The 19,754-nt window shown below is 63.9% G+C and carries 20 protein-coding genes, 1 tRNA gene and 1 pseudogene; 5 read left to right on the top strand and 17 right to left on the bottom strand.

What is annotated here, in order from left to right:
* Position 1 precedes the first annotated feature (1 nt).
* The 14 genes from OKW52_RS09175 to OKW52_RS09240 all read right to left on the bottom strand — a co-directional run bounded on the left by OKW52_RS09175 (position 2) and on the right by OKW52_RS09240 (position 11,294).
* Positions 2-508, bottom strand: coding sequence for a DsbE family thiol:disulfide interchange protein (locus OKW52_RS09175; protein ID WP_264505426.1), 507 nt, complete (start codon positions 506-508; stop codon positions 2-4).
* A gap of 36 nt (positions 509-544) precedes the next feature.
* Positions 545-697 carry a heme exporter protein CcmD gene (gene ccmD, locus OKW52_RS09180; protein ID WP_127104556.1) on the bottom strand — a complete coding sequence of 51 codons (153 nt, stop codon included), beginning with the start codon at positions 695-697 and terminating at the stop codon, positions 545-547.
* Positions 697-1,431, bottom strand: coding sequence for a heme ABC transporter permease (locus OKW52_RS09185; protein WP_127104555.1), 735 nt, complete (start codon positions 1,429-1,431; stop codon positions 697-699). Before OKW52_RS09185 ends, ccmD begins: the two co-directional genes overlap by 1 nt.
* Before the next feature lie 52 nt (positions 1,432-1,483).
* On the bottom strand, positions 1,484-2,140 hold the full coding sequence (gene ccmB, locus OKW52_RS09190; RefSeq protein WP_264505427.1) for a heme exporter protein CcmB: 657 nt from the start codon (positions 2,138-2,140) through the stop codon (positions 1,484-1,486).
* Complete coding sequence (ccmA, locus tag OKW52_RS09195; RefSeq protein WP_264505428.1) at positions 2,137-2,754, bottom strand: heme ABC exporter ATP-binding protein CcmA; 618 nt, start codon at positions 2,752-2,754, stop codon at positions 2,137-2,139. Before ccmA ends, ccmB begins: the two co-directional genes overlap by 4 nt.
* A 173-nt stretch (positions 2,755-2,927) precedes the next feature.
* The gene (locus OKW52_RS09200) at positions 2,928-4,289 is read right to left on the bottom strand and encodes a glutamine synthetase family protein (RefSeq protein WP_127104552.1); all 1,362 of its coding nucleotides are present in this window, start codon (positions 4,287-4,289) and stop codon (positions 2,928-2,930) included.
* Positions 4,290-4,311: 22 nt separating this feature from the next.
* Positions 4,312-5,001, bottom strand: a complete 690-nt coding sequence (locus OKW52_RS09205; protein WP_264505429.1) for a type 1 glutamine amidotransferase — start codon at positions 4,999-5,001, stop codon at positions 4,312-4,314.
* 7 nt (positions 5,002-5,008) lie between these two features.
* Positions 5,009-6,343 carry a glutamine synthetase family protein gene (locus OKW52_RS09210; protein ID WP_264505430.1) on the bottom strand — a complete coding sequence of 445 codons (1,335 nt, stop codon included), beginning with the start codon at positions 6,341-6,343 and terminating at the stop codon, positions 5,009-5,011.
* A gap of 3 nt (positions 6,344-6,346) precedes the next feature.
* Complete coding sequence (locus tag OKW52_RS09215; RefSeq protein ID WP_264505431.1) at positions 6,347-7,198, bottom strand: ABC transporter permease; 852 nt, start codon at positions 7,196-7,198, stop codon at positions 6,347-6,349.
* Positions 7,195-8,076 (bottom strand): ABC transporter permease, encoded by an 882-nt coding sequence (locus OKW52_RS09220; RefSeq protein ID WP_264505432.1) that lies wholly within the window; start codon positions 8,074-8,076, stop codon positions 7,195-7,197. Before OKW52_RS09220 ends, OKW52_RS09215 begins: the two co-directional genes overlap by 4 nt.
* Positions 8,077-8,129: 53 nt before the next feature.
* Entirely contained in the window at positions 8,130-8,864 is a 735-nt protein-coding gene (locus tag OKW52_RS09225; RefSeq protein ID WP_264505433.1) for a transporter substrate-binding domain-containing protein, read from the bottom strand.
* Positions 8,865-8,901: 37 nt separating this feature from the next.
* Positions 8,902-9,684 carry an ABC transporter ATP-binding protein gene (locus OKW52_RS09230; protein WP_319800498.1) on the bottom strand — a complete coding sequence of 261 codons (783 nt, stop codon included), beginning with the start codon at positions 9,682-9,684 and terminating at the stop codon, positions 8,902-8,904.
* Between the two features lie 123 nt (positions 9,685-9,807).
* Positions 9,808-10,476, bottom strand: coding sequence for a rhomboid family intramembrane serine protease (locus tag OKW52_RS09235; RefSeq protein WP_264505434.1), 669 nt, complete (start codon positions 10,474-10,476; stop codon positions 9,808-9,810).
* A 50-nt stretch (positions 10,477-10,526) separates the two neighbouring features.
* On the bottom strand, positions 10,527-11,294 hold the full coding sequence (locus OKW52_RS09240) for a sugar transferase (RefSeq protein WP_264505435.1): 768 nt from the start codon (positions 11,292-11,294) through the stop codon (positions 10,527-10,529).
* Between the two features lie 485 nt (positions 11,295-11,779).
* On the opposite strand from OKW52_RS09240, the gene OKW52_RS09245 reads away from it, so the two are divergent.
* The 3 genes and pseudogenes from OKW52_RS09245 (at position 11,780) to OKW52_RS09255 (ending at position 15,295) form a co-directional block, all read left to right on the top strand.
* A complete protein-coding gene (locus OKW52_RS09245) occupies positions 11,780-12,625 on the top strand; it encodes an ExeA family protein (RefSeq protein WP_264505436.1) in 846 nt (281 codons plus the stop codon).
* Between the two features lie 77 nt (positions 12,626-12,702).
* Positions 12,703-14,479: pseudogene (gene aspS / locus OKW52_RS09250) on the top strand (aspartate--tRNA ligase).
* 120 nt (positions 14,480-14,599) lie between these two features.
* Positions 14,600-15,295, top strand: a complete 696-nt coding sequence (locus OKW52_RS09255) for a GNAT family N-acetyltransferase (RefSeq protein ID WP_264505437.1) — start codon at positions 14,600-14,602, stop codon at positions 15,293-15,295.
* Positions 15,296-15,354: 59 nt separating this feature from the next.
* Here the strand turns inward: OKW52_RS09255 and OKW52_RS09260 are convergent, their stop codons facing one another.
* A complete protein-coding gene (locus OKW52_RS09260; protein WP_264505438.1) occupies positions 15,355-15,819 on the bottom strand; it encodes a disulfide bond formation protein B in 465 nt (154 codons plus the stop codon).
* Positions 15,816-16,394 (bottom strand): YqaA family protein, encoded by a 579-nt coding sequence (locus OKW52_RS09265; protein ID WP_264505439.1) that lies wholly within the window; start codon positions 16,392-16,394, stop codon positions 15,816-15,818. Before OKW52_RS09265 ends, OKW52_RS09260 begins: the two co-directional genes overlap by 4 nt.
* Before the next feature lie 141 nt (positions 16,395-16,535).
* On the opposite strand from OKW52_RS09265, the gene OKW52_RS09270 reads away from it, so the two are divergent.
* Positions 16,536-16,621 (top strand) — tRNA-Leu (locus tag OKW52_RS09270).
* Positions 16,622-17,038: 417 nt separating this feature from the next.
* Complete coding sequence (locus OKW52_RS09275) at positions 17,039-17,443, top strand: DUF2852 domain-containing protein (RefSeq protein ID WP_127104539.1); 405 nt, start codon at positions 17,039-17,041, stop codon at positions 17,441-17,443.
* Between the two features lie 123 nt (positions 17,444-17,566).
* On the opposite strand, the gene OKW52_RS09280 is transcribed toward OKW52_RS09275, so the two are convergent.
* Positions 17,567-19,603, bottom strand: coding sequence for an NADH:flavin oxidoreductase (locus OKW52_RS09280; protein WP_264505440.1), 2,037 nt, complete (start codon positions 19,601-19,603; stop codon positions 17,567-17,569).
* Between the last annotated feature and the right edge of the window lie 151 nt (positions 19,604-19,754).

Raw genomic sequence — 19,754 nt, forward strand, 5'->3', positions numbered from 1 at the left:
CTCAGCTGCCGCTGGCCGCGCGCGCCAGCGCCGGACGCAGGCGGCTTTCCACGATCTCATCGGTCAGCGGGCCGGCGTGGCGCATCAGGATATTGCCCTCGCCGTCGATGACAAAGGTCTCGGGCAGGCCGACAACGCCCCAGTCCAGCCCCATCCGCGCGCGCGGGTCGGCCCCGATGGCGGCGTAGGGGTTGCCCAGTTCTTCAAGGAAATCCATCGCCCGGTCCGGCTCGTCGCGGTAATTGACCCCCAGCACGGTGATCCCTTCATGCGCGAGCGCCTCGACCACCGGTGCCTCGGCCCGGCAGGGCGGGCACCACGAGGCCCAGAAGTTCACCAGCACCACATCGCCCGAGCGCAGCATATCGTCGGTGAACAGCGGCTGGTCCTCCAGCGGTGCCAGCTCCACTGTCGGCGCCTGATGCCCGGCGCGGGCCGAGGGCAGGTCATCGCGGTCCTCGCGGAAATTGCCCACGGCGACGAAGGCGACGAAACCGGCCAGCAGCACGGGGGGAGGATCAGCAGGGGGTTGATTTTGGGCATGTCAGACTCGGGTTACGCGCGCTTCAAGCGCGGCAAGGTCACGGCGAACCCGGCGCGACCGCGCCCAGGTCCAGGTGATGAGCAGGGCCAGAAGCCCCAGCGAAACCGCGTAGGCCAGCAGCACCTCGGTGGCGTAGGTTCCAAGATCAGGCATCAGGCACGGGCCCTTTCGCGGGTCATCAGGGCACGCGACCGGCGCGCGCGGATTTCGGTACGGGTGCCGGCCAGCACCAGCGCCACAAACAGAAGCACAAAGCCGATCATGCACAGATAGAGCGGACCCTTGTAGGACCAGTCCATCCGCGTGCCGGGCGCAACGCTGAGCGACGCGCCCTGATGCAGCCCTTGATTCCAGAACAGCGCCGCATAGCGCGACAGCACGGCAAAGACCGAACCGACAAGGCACAGAACGGCGGTCAGATCAGCGGCGGTATCGGGGTCCTCGATCGCGGACCATAGCGCGATATAGCCGACATAGAACAGAAACAGGATCAGGAACGACGTCAGCCGCGGATCCCACGCCCACCACGTCCCCCACATCGGTTGACCCCAGATCGCCCCGGTGATCAGCGCGATCAGTGTCATCGTTGCGCCAATAGGCCCTGCGGCCTTGGCGGCCAGCGCGCTGACATGATGGCGGCGGATCAGCCAGATCAGCGAGGTGACCAGCATCATCGCCCAGGCATTGATCGCCATCAGGGCGGCGGGCACATGCAGGAAGATGATCTTGATCGTCGCGCCTTGGCGGTAGTCATCGGGTGTCAGGAAAAACCCCCAGTACAGACCCACCGCGATCAGCGCAGCCGCCAGCACGGCACTCACCGGCATAAGCCAGTTCGAGAGCCGCATGAACTTGACCGGATTGGCGTATTCCCAGAGCGATGCCATTCAATTTTCCTAATGCGTACGGGGTCGGGTCTCAAAACACAGCGGCGTGAACCTAGCGCAGATTGATGCGTAAAGCGAAGGCTGCGGCGAAGGGTAGCAGGGCGATGGACCCGGCGGTGATCCCGGCGAGCAGGACAAGCGGGGTGGTGGGGTCGAGGCCCTGCGCGGCGCGGGTCACGGCCTGCGCGCCAAACACCAGCGTTGGCATGTACATCGGCAGCACCAGCAGCGACAGCAGCAACCCGCCGCGCTTCAGCCCCACGGTCAGCGCCGCGCCGAAGGCACCGATCATGCTGAGCGCGGGGGTGCCAAGGATCAGCGACAGCATCAGCGTGCCGTAGGCCGCGCCGGGCAGGTTCAGCAAGATGCCCAGAACCGGGGCGGCCAGGGCCAGCGGCAGGCCCGTCGTGCCCCAATGTGCCAGCGCCTTGACCGCCACCACCCCCTCAAGCGGGATCGGCGAGGTGGCGAGCAGATCGAGCGAGCCATCCTCATGATCCAGCGCGAACAGCCGGTCCAGCGAGAGCAGACAGGCCAGCAAAGCGCCGACCCACAAGATGCCGGGCGCGATGATCCCCAGCGTCACCGGGTCCGGCCCCACGCCCAAGGGTACCAGCACGGCAAGGATCAGAAAGAACCCCAGCCCCAGCCCAAAGCCGCCGCCCGCGCGGAACGCCAGTCGCAGGTCGCGGATCAGCAGCGCGATCACAGGAAGGCCTCGTCAAAACCCGGATCTACCGGCAGTGCCGCCTTGTAGGGTGCCAGTTCCAGCACCCGCGCCTCGGCCAGCCCCAGATCGATATGCGTCGCCATCAGCGCCGCGCCGCCCTGCGCCAGATGCCCGCGCACCACAGCAGCGAACAGCGCGACCGACGCCGCATCCAGCGACACTGTCGGCTCATCGAGCACCCACAGCCACCGCCCGGTCACCAACAGCCGCGCTAGGCCCAGTCGCCGCTTTTGCCCGGCCGACAGGGTCTGCGCCGGACGCTCGGCCAGCTCGGTGAGGTTCATCGCCGCCAGCGCCGGGGCAATGTCCCGCTGCCCGTGGATCGCCGCCCAGAACGACAGATTCTCCGCCACGCTCAACACCGCCTTCAACCCGTCGGCATGCGCGCCGTAGGTCATCTGTTCGGGCGGACAGGAAATCTCGCCGCTCAGCGCCGGTTGCAACCCGGCCAGTGTGCGCAACAGCGTCGTCTTGCCCGAGCCGTTCGGCCCACGCAGCACCAGCGCCTCACCGCCCGCGACGGTGAAACTCATCCCCTCGATCAGAGGCAGCCCGCCGCGGGCGCAGGCCAGATCCGTGACACGCATTTCCATGTCGCCCGTCCTAGCGCCTAAGCGCCTCGCCTGCAAAGAAAAGCCGCCGCCTGCGTCCCCGTGACCCAAGGCGCGCATTTTCTGTCGGAAAGTATCCACAGGAGGGGTTCAGGGGAGGGGCGTGCCCCCTCCCCTGGCGAGGGGGCTCGGGGGGCGAGCAGCCCCCCCGATGCTCAGACGTTCATCAACAGATGCTCGCGCTCCCAAGGGCTGATCACCTGCTGGAATTCCTTGTACTCATGCCGCTTGACCGAGGCATAGAGCGCCACGAAATCCGGCCCCAGCACCTCGACCATCGCGTCATCGGCGACCAGCAGATCAATCGCGTCGCCCAGTGTCAGCGGCAGTTCATCCTCGCCCATATAGGCGTTGATGCGGCACTCAGGCCGGGGATCGGTGCGTTCCTTCAGGCCCAGATAGCCGCACGCAAGCGAGGCCGCGATGCCCAGATAGGGGTTGCAGTCCATGCCCGCGATGCGGTTCTCGACCCGGCGCGCTTCCGGCCCGGCGATGGGGACGCGCAGCCCGGTGGTGCGATTGTCGCGGCCCCATTCCAGATTGATCGGCGCGGCAAAGTCGGGAACGTAGCGCCGGTAGCTGTTCACATAGGGTGCCAGCAGCGCGATGGCTGCGGGCAGGTGGTTCTGCATGCCCGCGATGAAATGCAGGAATTCCGGCGTTTCCGAGCCGTCGGCGGCGCTGAAGATGTTCTTGCCGGTCTTGATGTCCACCACCGAGTGGTGGATGTGCATCGCCGAGCCCGGCTCGCCCTCGATCGGCTTGGCCATGAAGGTGGCATAGCAATCATGGCGCAGCGCGGCTTCGCGGATCATCCGCTTGAAGAAAAAGATGTGGTCCGCCAGATCGACCGGGTTGCCATGGGCGAGGTTGATCTCGACCTGACCGGCACCGCCTTCCTGCAGGATGCCGTCGATCTCCAGCCCCATCGCCTCGGCGTAATCATAGATGTCGTCAATGACCTTGCCGTATTCATCCACCGCCGACATCGAATAGGCCTGTTTCGCGGCGGCCTTGCGTCCCGAGCGACCCATCGGCGGGACGATCGGCATGTTCGGGTCGGTGTTGCGGGCGACGAAGTAGAATTCCATCTCGGGCGCGACCACGGGTTTCCACCCTTCGGCCGCATAGAGGTTCAGGATGTGTTTCAGGACGTTGCGCGGTGCGGTCGGCACCGGTTCGCCCTTTTGGTTCATCGCGTCGTGGATCACCTGCAAGGTGATGTCGTTGGTCCAGGGCGCGGCGGTCGTGGTGCTCATGTCGGGCACCAGCGTCATGTCGGGCTCTTTGTATTCCTCATCGCCGCCGGGTGCGTTTGCCCATTCGCCGGTGATGGTCTGCAGGAAGATCGAGGTCGGCAGATAGAAATGCGTCTGCTTGTCGAATTTGAAGGCAGGCATCGCCTTGCCGCGCGCGACACCGGCGATGTCGGGCAGAATGCATTCGACCTCATCCAGCCGCCGCCCGGCCAGAAAGTCACGGGCCGCTTCGGGGATCTTGCTGGTCCAGTTGGTCATGGGAAATATCCTTGGTGCTCGGTTACGAGACAGCGTGGGGAACGGCAGCTTTGAAGAAACCGGCGATCTGGTCGGCAATCGCCGCGCTGTCCAGCGGCGTGCCCAGTTTCGCGCGGGCCTCGGCCAGCAGTGCATCGGGTACAACACCGCGGCCGCGCGTTTCGATCAGCGCGCCGACGAAGGCGTCGCCGAATTCCGGGTGCGCCTGTACGGAATAGCCGGTCTTGCCATAGGCAAGCCCCGCGTATTGGCAGAACGGTGACGAGGCGATGGGCACGGCACCCGGCGGCAGTTCGACGACCTGATCCTGATGCCAGGCGTTCAGGGTCAGGGTCTGGCCGCCGAAATCATAGGTGGTCGGACCGGCAGACCAGCCGTCCTTGTATTTCTCCACCTTGCCGCCCAGGGCCTGCGCCATGATCTGATGGCCAAAGCACACGCCGGCCACCGGCACACCCGCCGCAAAGGCATCACGGATGAACTGTTCGAGCGGCGCGATGAACGGGTGGTCCTCATAGGCGCCATGCTTCGAGCCGGTGATCAGCCAGCCGTCGCAGTCGTGGACGCTGCCGGGGAATTCCATCCCCAGCACGCGGTAGCGGGCGAAATCAAAGCCGTGTCCGGCCAGCAGGGTTTCGAACATGTCGGGGTATTGGCCCAGATGCTCAAGCCCTTCGGGCGCGTCGCCGGTTTGCAGAATTCCGATTTTCATGTCTGCCTCAGACGGTGTCGATATAGAGATCGAGGATTTCCTCGGGCGACAGCTCGGCCATGTAGTGGATCTCTTGCCGTTTTGTCCGAACGAGGTTGTCGATCAGGAGCGGCGCAAAGATGCGTTTCATGTCGGGGCTGTTTTCAAAGGCGTCCAGCGCATCCTGCCACGTTGTCGGCATCTGCGGAAGATCGAGTTGATAGGCATTGCCGGTAATGGGCGGCGGCGGGGTCAGTTCGTCCTCGATCCCGATCAGCGCTGCGCCCAGAACGCCCGCCATCATCAGATAGGGGTTGATGTCCCCCCCGGCCACGCGGTGTTCGATGCGCCGCGCTTTCAGGCTGCCCGACGGGATACGCAGCGCCGCCGTACGGTTCTCATAGGCCCATGCGATGCCGCTGGGGGCGTGGGCTTCGGGCACCAGACGGTCATAGCTGTTGGCATGCGGGGCCAGCAGCAATGTCGTGCCAGCCATCGCTTTCAGGCACCCGGCCACCGCGTTGTGCAACAGGGGCGAGCCGCCATGCGTGCCGTCGCCGAACTGGTTGACGCCGTCTTCATCGGTGATCGAGAAATGCATGTGCATGCCGTTGCCCGGCCAGTCTTCATAGGGTTTGGCCATGAAACTGGCGGCAAAGCCATGTTTGCGGGCCAATCCGCGCACCAGCATCTTGAACAGCCAGGTGTCATCCGCAATCTTGAGCACGTCGTTCGAGTGCAAGAGGTTCACCTCGAACTGGCCCGGCCCGGCCTCGGAAATCGCGGTGTCGGCGTCGATGTCCATCGCTTCGCAGGCGTCGTAAAGATCGGTAAAGAACCGGTCGAACGCATCGAGCGCGCGCAGCGCCAGCGTATCAGCGCCGGGGCGGCGTTTGCCCGAGCGGGGCGAGGGCGGCACGCGGAACTCGCGGCCCGAATCGTCGATCAGGTAGAATTCCAGCTCGGTCGCGCAGACCGGATACAGGCCGCGCGCATGGAATTTGCGCACCACATCGGCCAGCGCATGACGCGGATCGCCCGCATAGGGCGTGCCGTTGTCGTGGAACATCCAGATCGGCAGCAATGCTGTCGGGGCCTCAAGCCAGGGCATCGGCAGGAAGCCGCGGCCGGTGGGCTTGAGGACACCATCGGCGTCGCCAGAGTCAAACACCAGCGGGCTGTTCTCAATATCCTCGCCCCAGATGTCGAGGTTCATCACCGAGAAGGGAAAGCGCGTGCCTTCCTTGACCAGCTTGTCGGCGAACCTGACAGGGATGCGTTTGCCGCGGGCCTGACCGTTCAGATCGACTGCGGCAACGCGGATGGTTTTAACGTCGGAGTGATGGCGGAGCCAATCACGCATAGATCACCTGATATAGTGCGGTTTGAACCGGAGCCGGGCACGCGCCGCCCGCGGTAGATGCCGGTTCAACCGCCGATTGACCACGCCGAAACCCCCGATCAGCGCCAGAGTCATGAGGACAAAGTAGAGCCCCACGATCGGATAAGCGATGAACGGGTTGAAGGTCTGCGCGGCAAAATAGTTCGCGTAATAGAGAGCGTCCCCCATCTGTTGCCAGGCGGGAAAGGCCGAGAAGAACACCAATGTCGTGGCGTGCAGCAGAAAGATAGCCTCGTTCGTGTAGCTGGGCCATGCCAGCCGCAGCATCGTTGGCCATGTGACACGGCGGAACTTGGTCCAGCCGGTCAGGCCGTAGGCATCGGCGGCCTCAAGATCACCCTTGGGCACGGATTTGAGCGCGCCGTGGAAGATTTCGGCGGTATAGGCCGAGGTGTTGAGAAACAGCACAAACAGCGCCCCGGCCCAGGCGCGGGTCATCCATTGGGTGTCCAGCGTGATCGGGCCAATCTCGATGCCCGCGCGTGGCAGCAGCACCAGCGCTTCGTAGACAAAGAAGAACTGCACAAACAGCGGCGAGCCGCGGAAGATAAAGACAAAGGCTTCGGCAGGAGAGCGCAGCCAGCGGGTCTGGCTGCTTTTGGCCAGCGCAATGGCGGTGGCCAGAAAGAAGCCGAAGAACAGCGCCAGCGCGGCCAGATACACGTTCCACACCAGACCCGAGGCGATCAGGAACACCTGATCGCACACGTTGATCTCCAGCCCGCGCGGCAGCAGCCGGTCGCCAAAGTCACGACCCAGCGAGCGCAGGATCAGACCGTGGAAACTTTCGGCGCAGGTGGCGAAATCGACGCTCATATCGCAGCCTTTCGCTGGGCTTCACCGCCTGCGGTGGCTTGCCCGTGGTTGAGCTTGCGCATCAGCCGGTCAAAGCCGCGCTGGCTGACCCATGTGAGCGTCAGGTAAAACACCAGCACCCCAAGGAAGTACCACACACGCCAGTCGGGGTGGGTATAGGCGTAATGCCCGGTCTTCTGCCCGCCCAACTCGCGCGCCCAGAACACGACATCCTGAATGCCGAGCAGGAACAGCAGCGGCGTCGCCTTGGTCAGGATCATCCACAGGTTCGACAGGCCGGGCAGGGCGTAGACCCACATTTGGGGCAACAGGATGCGGCGGAAGGTCTGGCGGCGGGTCATGCCGTAAGCCTCGCCCGTCTCAAGCTGCGCGCGGGGTACGGCATTCATCGCGCCGTTCAGCGTGTTGGCGGCGAAAGCGCCGAACACCAACGCGAAGGCAAACAACGCCAGCGAGAAACCCCAGACGTTGTGAACCCAAAGCGGATCGGTGGCCAAGGGCATCTTGGCTGCCGCGCAAACGATGAAATCATTGCCCTGCCGCACCGGTTGGTCCCAGTCGGGGCACAGAATGCGGTGGCGGGCGTATTCGACGCCTTGGTCAATCGCGAAGGGGACGAAGAGAAAAAAGATGATGTCGGGCACGCCGCGCACCATCGACACATAGATCGTGCCGATGCCCTTGAGCAGCAGATTGCCCGAGCGCACGGCAAGGGCGCCGAGAAAGCCCATGCCCAAAGCCAGAGGGGCGGCCAGTGCCAGCAAGAGAAGCACCACCAGAACCGACCGATACAACGCGAAATGCGAGCCGGTGGTCAGGTAGCAGGCCATCCATTGCCATTGCGGCAGGGTGGCAGGGTCTGAGCAAAACGCGAACATGCGACACCGGGGGTTGGCCCCCCGATGCAGAATCAGGGGGCCGGATTGTCAGATCATTCGAAGACATCGACCTCGTCGCCGAACCACTGCACCAGCAGGGCGTTCAGCGAACCGTCGGCTTTCATCGAATCGATCGCCGCATCAAAGGTGGCGCGCAGCTCGGTGTCGGACTGGCGCAGACCGATCGACACGCCGGCACCCGGAGGGGTCACGTTGGCCAGGAATTCCAGCTCGCCGTTCGATTCCTCGACATAGGTGACCAGAAAGTCGCGGTCAGCCAGAACCGCATCGGCGGTGCCGTTGCGCACGGCGGCGATGGTTTCATCGGCGGTCGGGAATTCGATCAGCGTCGCCGAGGTGTCGGAAACCATGCTGGCTTGCATCGTGTTCGACTGCGCGGCAATCACCCCATCTTCCATCACCGACATATCGGTGCCGGCCAGCGCCATATAGGCCGACGGGTCGGGCAGCTTGTAGGCCTGGCTGAAGGCGATGACCTCGGCGCGGGCCTCGGTGGCGTTCATGCCGGCCATGATGACATCATAGTTGCCGCCAACAAGGTTCGGGATGATCGAGTCCCAGTCGTTTTGCACCCACTCGCAGGTCAGCTGGGCGCGGGCGCACAGTTCATTGCCCAGATCGATCTCGAACCCGACCAGCTGGTTGGATTCGTCAAGGTAGTTATACGGAGGGTAGGCGCCCTCGGTGCCAAGACGGGTCACGGTCTGGGCCATCGCGGTGGACGAGCCAAGCGCGAGAAGGGCAGCGGTAAGAACGAGTTTTTTCATGGGATTTTCCCTTTGTTGGACTTGGGTTCTTATTGCCTCAGGCCGAGTGACCGGCGCTGAGGAATTGTTGCAGGCGTGTGGATTTCGGCGCGCCAAACAAGGTTGCGGGCGCGCCTTCTTCTTCGATCAGGCCCTGATGCAGAAAGATGACGTGATCCGATACATCCGCCGCCAGCCGCATGTCATGCGTGACGATCAGCATCGTGCGGCCCTCATCGGCCAGCGCCTTGATGACGCGGACAACCTCTTGCTCAAGCTCGGGGTCCAGCGCCGAGGTCGGCTCGTCGAACAGCAGCGCGCGCGGCTCCATGCACAGCGCGCGGGCGATGGCGGCGCGTTGTTGCTGGCCGCCCGACATCTGCGCCGGGTAGACGTCGCATTTGTCACCGATGCCGACCTTGTCGAGCAGCGCGCGGGCGCGCGCCTCGACCGTTGCACGGTCTTGTTTGAGCACGGTGAGCGGCGCTTCCATGACGTTCTGCAGAACCGTCATGTGCGACCACAGGTTAAAGTTCTGGAACACCATCGACAGGTTGGTGCGGATGCGGGCAACCTGTGCGCGGTCGGCAGGCTGGCGGCCCAGCCCGTCGCCGCGCCAGTGTACGGCCTCGCCCTCGAACAGGATTTCGCCGCGCTGGCTGTCTTCCAGCAGGTTGGAGCACCGCAAAAGGGTGGATTTGCCCGAACCGGACGAGCCGATCAACGAGATGACCTGACCCGGCAGCGCCTTGACGTCGACGCCCTTGAGCACCTCAAGCTGGCCGTAAGCTTTGTGCAGCCCCCGGATTTCGATCACTGGCACAGGAGCCGAGGGTGAGATCGGAGGGGCGGGGGCAGACGAGGCGGTGGCGGCGGTGGTCAAGGCATCTCCGTCATCATTTGATCATATTCAGCCAATAGGGCGTATTTCAGGATCGAATGCAATGACGGATTGGCGGCCCTGTCAACGGGTTCCGCTGCGCACCCTGTGGCGATGGCCCGGTGTCGGGGTGACAACACGGGCCAGCAGCGCTCCGGTGATAAAACCGCCAAGATGTGCCTGCCAGGCGAGCATTCCGCCAACAAGCGCCCAAAGAATGACGTTCATCACCACCAGACCAAGGGTCAGCCGGATCGGTTGCTCGATCGAGAGACCGCGCGCGCGGCGGGCCTGAATGTTCCAATAGACCGATGCGCCAAAGAAGCCGAACACGGCACCCGAGGCACCCAGCATCGGTGCATCCGAGGTGCTGAGCAGGCCATAAACCGCCCCGCCACCGACGGCGCTGAGCACGAAAAGCAGCAACACGCCGCCCTGACCCAGCCGCAGAACCGCTTCACGGCCCAGCCCCAGCAGGATCAGCATATTGAAGGCCATGTGCAAGAAGCCGCCATGCAGGAAGGCGTGGCTGAGGAACATGGTGAAGCGCTGGCCGGGGAAAACCTCGTCCCAGCCGCCCAGCAGGCCGGGCCAGAAGGCGCCGTAAACCATCGCGGTGCGGCGCAGCACGCTGAAGTCGGCAAAGGGCGTGTCGGCCAGCGTGAAAACCGTCTCAAGCAGGGCGCAGAGGCCGACGATAGCCAGCAGAACCGGGGCGTGACGGGCAACGGGAGGGGTGAAGTTCGTGTTCATGCGACAGGCATGGCAGCGGGGCGGCGGCTTCGCAAGGGCGAAGGTCGCGCTCAGTATCCGGTGGCGAACAGCACGGAACCGAAGGTTGCGCCGATGATCCTGAGGTCCCCCATGAACGACAGCCGCTGCGCATACCGCAGGTCGATGATCGCGCGCAGATCGAAGCTTTCCTCGTTGCGCGCCGTCACTTGCCACAACCCGGTGATGCCGGGGCGCAGGCCCAGATAGGCGGGCGGGTTCAGATAGAGCGGCATCTGCTCGGGCAGCATGGGGCGCGGGCCGACCAGACTCATGTCGCCGCGCAGGACGTTGAAGATCTGTGGCAGCTCATCCATCGAGGTCTTGCGCAGCAACCGCCCGATTGGCGTGATGCGCGGATCGCGCTTGAGCTTCTGCGTGATTTCCCACTCGGTACGCAGCGCGGGGTCGCGGTCCAGAAACTCGTTCAGCCGCTGCGCTGCGCCGGGCACCATGGTGCGCAGTTTGAACATGCGGAAGCGCTGGCCGTTCAGGCCCAGTCGCTCTTGCGTGTAGAAAGGGTTGCCGCTTTCAAGCCAGAGCGCAGCGGCCAGCAGCACCAGCAAGGGTGCCGACAGAATCAGCGCAATGCTGGCCAAAACCACATCCAGCACCCGCTTGCCATAGACCGCATAGTTCGAGCCCAGCTTGGGCAGGATGTCCGACGGATGCAGAGACGGCAGCGGAATCAGAGCGTAAGCGGGAAAGCCACTTTCCCACGGCTCCAGAACACTCGAGGCGTGCACCGGTCCGAGATCGACCCCGGTAACATCGGGGAGCGAGCGATAATGCAGGGTCATTGGGCAGCACTCGAAAATCGTTGGGGCCGATTGACACCCCCCAGGCACCATCCGGCGTACTCGTGACGTAATTAACCCTTTTTAGGGCATGAAAAAAACAAATTGCGGCGATTTTGCCTTATTTCGTCGGTAAACTGTTTGTTTCCAAACGGGCATCGCTGCGCCGCGTGTCATACTGCATTGCCGGGTGCAAAGAACGTGCAGAAATGCGAGAATCGTCTCAAATTCGGCAACGGTTCCGCTACGTCAGGTGCGCTGGCGCAGCGCATGCCGTGGTGCAGCGCACGGACCAATGCGGGTGCCGGAAGCGATGATGCAACCAACGAGGGTAGGGGTGGCGAATCACCTCATGCGCCGGGCGGTGACCTCGGTGCCCCGAAAGCGCCGCGAGAATTTGGTATTGGTGACAAACTTGCCCTATATCCCCTTCGCAGAACGCCGCGCCCTGTTGTCAGGGACGGGGCGCAGGATTAACCGGACCGGGCATGGCACAGGCACTCAACTTTTACCTCGATCATTTCGGGCTGCGCGAGAGACCCTTCGCGCTGGCCCCTGATCCCGAGTATCTGTTCTGGTCGCCCGAACACCGGGGCGCCTATGCGATGCTGGACTATGGATTGTCGACCCGCGCGCCCATCACGCTGCTGACCGGCGAGATCGGGGCAGGCAAGACGACGCTCTTGCACCATTTCATCGACAGTCTGGACGATGCGGTCACCATCGGCATGATCTCGAATGCGCGGCCCGGTGTGAATGACGTGATGCGGCGGGTCTGTGCGGCGCTGGGTCTGAGCGCGCCCGAGGGGGGCGATGGCGATCCCTTCGGGGTGATTCAGGACTTTCTGCTGGCCGAGCACGACGCCGGCAACCGTGTGTTGCTGGTGATTGACGAGGCGCAGAACCTTAACCGCGACGCGCTGGAAGACCTGCGCATGCTCACCAACATCAACGCAGGCCGCGACGAGGTGCTGCAACTGCTGCTGGTCGGCCAGCCTGAGTTGCGCGCGATGGTGCGCCGCCCGGATCTGGTGCAATTCGCCCAGCGGGTCGCGGCCAGCTATCATCTGCCGCGCCTCGATGCCGCCTCGACGGGGGGCTATATCGCGTCGCGCATCCGGCACGCGGGGGGCAATCCCAACATCTTTTCGCGTCAGGCCGCCGAGCTGATCCATCAGGCAACCGACGGCGTGCCACGGCTGATCAACCAGCTGTGCGATCTGGCGCTGACCTACGCCTATGCGGGCCAGCAGCCGATGGTGAAGCGCGAGACCGTGGCACAAGTGCTCGAGGATGGCGTGTTCTTTGGTGCCAGCCCGCCGCCGCAGGGCTGAAGACGCCCTCGGGCTTGACTTCCAACGCCTGACGCTGTGTATCCGGGCAGTCCAATTGCCTTGACCCGGAGTCCGTGATGCACGCCTATCGCAACCATACTTGCGCCGATCTGAACACTGCGCATGTCGGCGATACCGTTCGCCTGGCCGGGTGGGTGCACCGCGTGCGCGACCACGGCGGCGTGCTGTTCATCGACCTGCGCGACCATTACGGCATCACCCAGCTGATCGCCGACAGCGACAGCCCGGCCTTTGCCGCGCTGGAAAAGGTGCGTTCGGAATGGGTCATCTCGATCGACGGCACGGTCAAGGCGCGCGACGCGTCGCTGGTCAACGCCAAGATCCCGACGGGTGGCATTGAGGTCTATGTGCGTGAGATGCGCATTCTGGGCGAAGCGGGCGATCTGCCGCTGCCGGTTTTCGGCGAGCCGGATTACCCCGAAGAAACGCGCCTGACCTACCGCTTCCTCGATTTGCGTCGGGAAGGGCTGCACGCCAACATGATGCTGCGTTCGAACGTGGTGCGCTCGATCCGCAACCGCATGTGGGACATCGGCTTCAACGAGTTCCAGACCCCGATCATCACCGCCTCCAGCCCCGAAGGCGCGCGCGACTTTCTGGTGCCGTCGCGCCTGCATCCGGGCAAGTTCTATGCCCTGCCGCAGGCCCCGCAGCAGTTCAAGCAGCTGATCATGGTGTCGGGCTTCGACAAGTACTTCCAGATCGCGCCCTGCTTCCGCGACGAAGACCCGCGCGCTGACCGCTCGCCCACCGACTTCTACCAGCTCGATGTCGAGATGAGCTTTGTCGAGCAGCAGGACGTGTTCAACGCCGTGCAGCCGGTCATTCAGGGCGTGTTCGAGGAATTTGGGCAAGGCAAGACGGTCGATACCGACTGGCCGCTGATCGCCTACAAGGATTCTGTTGCTGTGGTACGGCTCGGACAAGCCCGACCTGCGCAACCCGATCAAGATGCAGGTCGTGTCCGAGCATTTCGCGGGTTCGGGCTTTGCCATCTTCGCCAAGCTGCTGGAGAATGAGGGCACCCAGATCCGCGCGATCCCCGCGCCGACCGGCGGCAGCCGCAAGTTCTGCGACCGGATGAATGCGTTTGCGCAACAGCAAGGTCTGCCCGGCATGGGCTATATCCTGTGGCGCAAGGGTGAGAATGGCGAGACCGAGGCGGCAGGCCCGCTGGCCAAGAACATCGGCCCTGAGCGCACCGAAGCGATCCGCGTGCAACTGGGTCTGGGCGAGGGGGATGCTGCCTTCTTCCTCGGCGGCAAGCCCGAGCAGTTCGAGGCCGTTGCAGGCCGTGCCCGCAACGAGATCGGGCGCGAGCTGGGTCTGGCCGAGACGGACACCTTCCGCTTTGCGTGGATCGTCGATTTCCCGATGTACGAGAAGACCGACGAGGGCAAGATCGACTTCAGCCACAACCCATTCTCGATGCCGCAAGGCGGGATGGAGGCGCTGCAGGGCGATCCGCTGGACGTGCTGGGCTATCAGTATGATCTTGCCTGCAACGGGTACGAGCTGGTCTCGGGCGCGATCCGCAACCACAAGCCGGAAATCATGTTCAAGGCGTTCGAGCTGGCGGGCTATCCGGCATCCGAGGTCGAGAAGCGTTTCGGCGGCATGGTCAAGGCGTTCAAATACGGCGCACCGCCGCACGGGGGATGTGCTGCGGGCATCGACCGGATCGTCATGCTGCTGGCCGATACCGCCAACATCCGCGAGGTCATCATGTTCCCGATGAACCAGCGCGCTGAAGACCTGATGATGAACGCGCCCTCGGACCCCACCAACGAGCAGCTGCGCGAACTGCGCCTGCGCGTGGTGCCCAAAGACTGATCCGGCCTCAGGGCTGACGATGCGGGGGCGCGGCCAAAGGGCCTGCGCCCCCGTTCGCGTTTTCGCGTGACGCGGCGCGCGCGCTGGCTAGGATGGGCGCACATAGCCCGGAGCATCGCCATGACCGACCTGTCCGACTGGACCCCGCCGCAACTGCCCAGCCGTACTGCAATCAGCGGGCGCTATGTGACGCTTGAGCCTTTGGGCCGCGAGCATGCCGCCGATCTGTTCGATGCTTACGCCGAAGATAGCAGCGGCGCGATGTGGGATTATCTGCCCAGCGGTCCGCACAAGGATCTGGCCGCCTATACCGCGTGGCTGGATACGGCGCGGCTGGGCTGGGATCCTTTGCACTATGCGATCCGCATGGCGGACGGGCGGTTGGGCGGCACGCTCAGCCTGATGCGCATCGACCCGCGGGCCGGTTCGGCCGAGGCAGGCTGGCTGACGTTTGCCCCCCGGCTTCAGCGTACGCGCGAAGCGACCGAGGCGGTCTACCGGCTGATGGAATGGAGCTTTGAGGCGGGCTATCGGCGGTTTGAATGGAAATGCCATGCGGCCAACATGCCCTCGCGCCGCGCCGCGCAGCGCTATGGGATGAGCTTTGAGGGCGTTTTTCGGCAGGCGGGCGTGGTCAAGGGCGGCAATCGCGATACGGCGTGGTATGCAGCGATTGATCTGGAATGGCCGGCGCTGAAAGTGGCGTTCGAGACCTGGCTCGATCCGGCGAATTTTGACGCGGGCGGCCAGCAGCGGCACCGTTTGGCAGATCTGACGCGGTCGGTGCTGGCCGCGCGCGATCCGTTGGTGGCATGAGAGTCGGGGTTGAACCCCGACCTACCCGGCTGGCCGCGACAGATCCGCTTGTTGGCTGATCAGGCGCTGCGGCGCATGGCGATCAACCAGACGCCGACCAGCGCAAAGGAAAAGATCGCGTTCCAGCTGGCCATCGACAGGCCCAGCATTTCCCACGCGACATCGGTGCAGCGCACAACCGGGGCGGCCATCACCTGATCCAGCAATTGCTGGGGCGTCAGCGCGCCGATATCTCCGCCGCCCGAGCAATGGGTGGGGCCTTCCCACCAGCCACGCTCGACGCCCGTATGGTAAACGCCCAGACCGCCCGCTGTGGCCGCCGACAGCGCGCCCAGACCCATCAGCCAGACCGACGGGACGAACCAGACGATCAGCCCGATGATGAACGCGACCAGATGCGGCCAGCGCTGCAAAATGCACAGCTCGCAGGGGGCGAGGCCGACAACGTATTGAAAAAACAGCGCGCCGCCGAGCAGCGCCGCTGAACCAAGTCCCGCCAGGGATGCCAGAGCCCAGTCTCTCACAGATACCTCACAGCCATGAAACCGCCGATCAGTAGTACGACGAAGATCACGGTCATCAAGCCCAGACGCTTCTCGATGAAGTCACGAATGGGTGCGCCGAAGTAATAGAGCAGCCCGGCGACGAGGAAAAACCGGCCGGCCCGCGCAACAATCGAGGTGATGATGAAGGTCGCCAGCGGCAGGCCGGTCCAGCCCGACATGATGGTGATGACTTTGTACGGAAAGGGCGTCAGCCCGGCGATCAGCACCGGCCAGAAGCTGAGATCGGCGAAGCGCTGGTTGAACTCGGTCATCGCATCGACCTTGCCGAGCGAGGCCAGGATCGGCTGGCCGATCTGTTCATAGGCCAGCGCGCCGATCGCATAGCCCAGCAAGCCCCCCAGAACCGAGGCGATGGTTGCGACGGCGGCAATGGTAAAGGCGCGGCGCGGCATGGCGATGATCATCGGGATCATCAGCGCGTCGGGTGGGATCGGAAAGACCGAGCTTTCAAGGAAGGCGACGAAAGCCAGTGCCCAAAGCGCGCGCGGATGCGACGCCAGCGACAGGGTCCAGTCATAGAGCGAACGCAGCATAGAGGGGCTTCCGGTTGGGCGGTTATCCCCCTCGTGCCCCAGCCTATGTGGCACGTCAAGGGCGGCTTGGCGCGGAAGCGGGCCGCTGATCGCGTCTGCCCCGTTGACCCTGCGCGCGCGCCGCGCTAAGTCGATTTTCGGGCCCGAGTGGCGGAACGGTAGACGCAGGGGATTCAAAATCCTCCGCCCTAACGGGTGTGCGAGTTCGAATCTCGCCTCGGGCACCACATTCCTTTTATATCCAGAAAAGACAATGGCTTGCGGTGTCGTTGCAGGCTGGTGCGCACGGGCGCGGGCGCCGGTGTTGCGGTTCTGGCCGCCATGGTGAAGAATCATGATCACCGTTGACCGGACGCTGCAGGCCTCTGCGCGACACAAGGCGCTGCTGGCCAGCCCGCTGAATGTCTACTTATTTCGTCACGTCTTTATCCGGCGCTTGCCGTGTCGCTGATCGCTTTTGCCCCCCAACAGGCCGCTCTCATACGCCGGAAGGCGAGTGATGGAGCAGAGCGCCATTCGCGCCGTCAGACAATTTTGAAAAAAATCGACGCACAATCCCTCGCAGCCTCTTGAAGAAGACGCTTGCCTTTGCCACCTATGTAAATGTAAATAACATTAACACTGCAGCAAAAGGAGACCCTGCAATGACTGCCATCGCCTCTTGGCCGGGCCGCGCGGAAGACTGGCTTGACGATCGTGGCAAAGGTGCCTGGATCGCCGCCATGGTCCTCGGCTTTATCTTTTTCTGGCCTGTGGGCCTTGCTCTTCTCGCTTACATGATCTGGGGAAAACGTATGTTCGGCAAATCTTGCAACCGCTCGCACCGCAGCCATCGCCACGCCTGGGCGGCGCACCAACCGTCAGGCAACGCGGCTTTTGACGCCTACAAGAGCGATATGCTCAAGCGTCTGGAGGACGAGCAGTCGGCCTTTACCGACTTCCTCAAGCGGCTGCGCGAAGCCAAGGACAAGGCAGAATTCGACCAGTTCATGGACGACCGCGCCCGTCGCCGGGCCGATGAGGCCCGCTCGGTCGAGCCGTCGATGTAACAGGTGCCGGGGGCTGCCGCCCCCGGACCCCCGGCTTCAAGGGGGCCACGGCCCCCTTGAAAATCCCGGTGCGTATTTACGACAAGATGACAAGACGCGGTGGCATTGGCTGCCGCGTCTTTTTCAGTGCACGGCCATCAGGCGCAGGGCATCGAGGATGGCGGCATGGGTGTTGCGGGACGCGACGGCATCGCCGATACGCCAGAGCTGAAAGCGTCCCTTGGGGTTGGGCGCGAGGGGTTGCGGACGTTGGGCGATGAGCGCTTCGTGATCCACCGCCCCAAGGTTGCGTGACAGCGGTTTGAGCGCGAAATAGAGGTCGTCGAGCGGCAAGGTGCCGTGGTTTACGATGACCTGATCGACAAGCCGCTCTTGCGTCGCGGGGCCATAGTCGCTGCCCAGCAGGGCTTTGAGCTGGTTGCCCTGCCGGTCGACCCGCACGAGTCGCCAGGTCACGGTAAAGGTGACATCCAGCGCCTGCATCGCGCGCATATAGGGGGTCAGGTTCATCCCCATGACCTCTGGTGCAACGCTGCGGTCGGGAGTGACGATTTCGACGCTTGCGCCGCTTTGCGCAATCTTTTCAGCAGCCTGCATGCCCGCATGATCGCCTGCGTCATCGAAGACAAGCACCATGCGGCCCGGCTTTGCGTCGCCGGACAGAATGTCCCAGGCCGAGTGGGTCAGATCGTTTCCGGCCTGCAACACCTCCGTGTTGGGCAATCCGCCGGTGGCGATGATCACGATGTCCGGGGATTGGGCGAGGACGGTTTCGTCATCGGCGAGTGTGTTAAACCGAAATTTAACACCTGTCGCCGAACATTCCGCCATGCGCCAGTCAATGATCCCCATCATTTCTTTCTTGCGGTGGCTTTGCGCCGTCAATCTGATCTGGCCACCGGGATGGCTGGCGGCCTCGAACACGGTCACGCTGTGGCCGCGTTGGCTGGCCACGCGCGCGGCCTCCAGCCCGGCGGGGCCCGCGCCGACAATGACGACGTGCTTCTTGGCGCGGGCCGGGGCGATGATCTGTGGCAGGGTCTCTTCGCGGCCGGTGGCGGCGTTGTGGATGCACAAGGCCATGCCGCCCTGATAGATCCGGTCGAGACAGTAATTCGCGCCGACACAGGGGCGGATGCGATCTTCTTGCCGGGTGATGATCTTGCGCAGCAGATGCGGCTCGGTCAGATGCGCGCGGGTCATGCCGATCATGTCAACCTTGCCGCTGGCGATGGCGTGGCGGGCTGTTGCAACATCGGGCACGCGCGCGGCGTGAAAGATCGGGATATCAACGGCCTGGCGGACCTCGCCCGCGAAATCGAGATGGGGTGCAGATGGCATGCCCTGGATCGGGATGACGTCGGTGAGGCCCGGGTCGGTGTCGATATGGCCGCGGATCACGTTGAGAAAGTCGACAAGGCCGGAAGCCTTGAAGCGGCGGCCAACGTCGATCCCTTCGGGGGCTTCGACGCCGCCGGGGAGGCGTTCATCTGCCACGTAGCGGACACCCAACAGGAAATCGGGGCCGACACGGTCGCGGCAGGCTTGCAACACGGCGAGAGGAAAGCGCATCCGGTCGTCCAGTGTGCCGCCCCAGGGTGCTGGCAGCCGGTTGGTCAGCGGTGAGATGAACTGGTCCATCAGGTGGCCGTAGCATTCGAACTCGACCCCATCCATGCCACCGGCCTGCATGCGTTCAGTGGCGTCCGCATAGTCGCGGATGACGCGCTCGATGTCCCAGTCTTCAAGCTGCTTGGTAAACGCCCGGTGCGCCGGTTCACGCTCAAAACTGGGCGACAGGACAGGCAGCCAGTCGCCCGAATCCCAGCGCGTTCGGCGGCCCAGATGGGTAAGCTGGATCATCACGGCCGCCCCCTCGTCATGCACGGCGTCGGTGAGATCGCGCAGGTGAGGGACGACTTCGTCCTTCCAGGCAAGGATGTTGTTGAACGCAGGCGGGCTGTCGCGTGACACGCTGGCCGAGCCCGCCGTCATGGTCAGCGCGACACCGCCGCGCGCCCGTTCGACGTGATAGGCGCGGTAGCGGGATTTGGGCATGCCGTCCTCGGCATAGGCGGGTTCATGCGACGAAATGAAGATCCGGTTCCTGAGGGTCAGGTGCTTGAGCTGGAAAGGCTGCAACAGGGGGTCGCTGGACATGGAAGGCTCGCCATTGGGGTGGCACCAAAGTGACCTGCCAGCGCGCGACCGCTCAACCGCAATTGCGACATTGCGTGGGTGAGGAGAGACCTTCGTGACGCCACGGCGTCCAAACCGGCGCTGGTGAGCGTTCGAAGGCAGCGCGTGAAAA

The organism is Pararhodobacter zhoushanensis, from assembly GCF_025949695.1.
GTDB lineage: Bacteria > Pseudomonadota > Alphaproteobacteria > Rhodobacterales > Rhodobacteraceae > Pararhodobacter > Pararhodobacter zhoushanensis_A.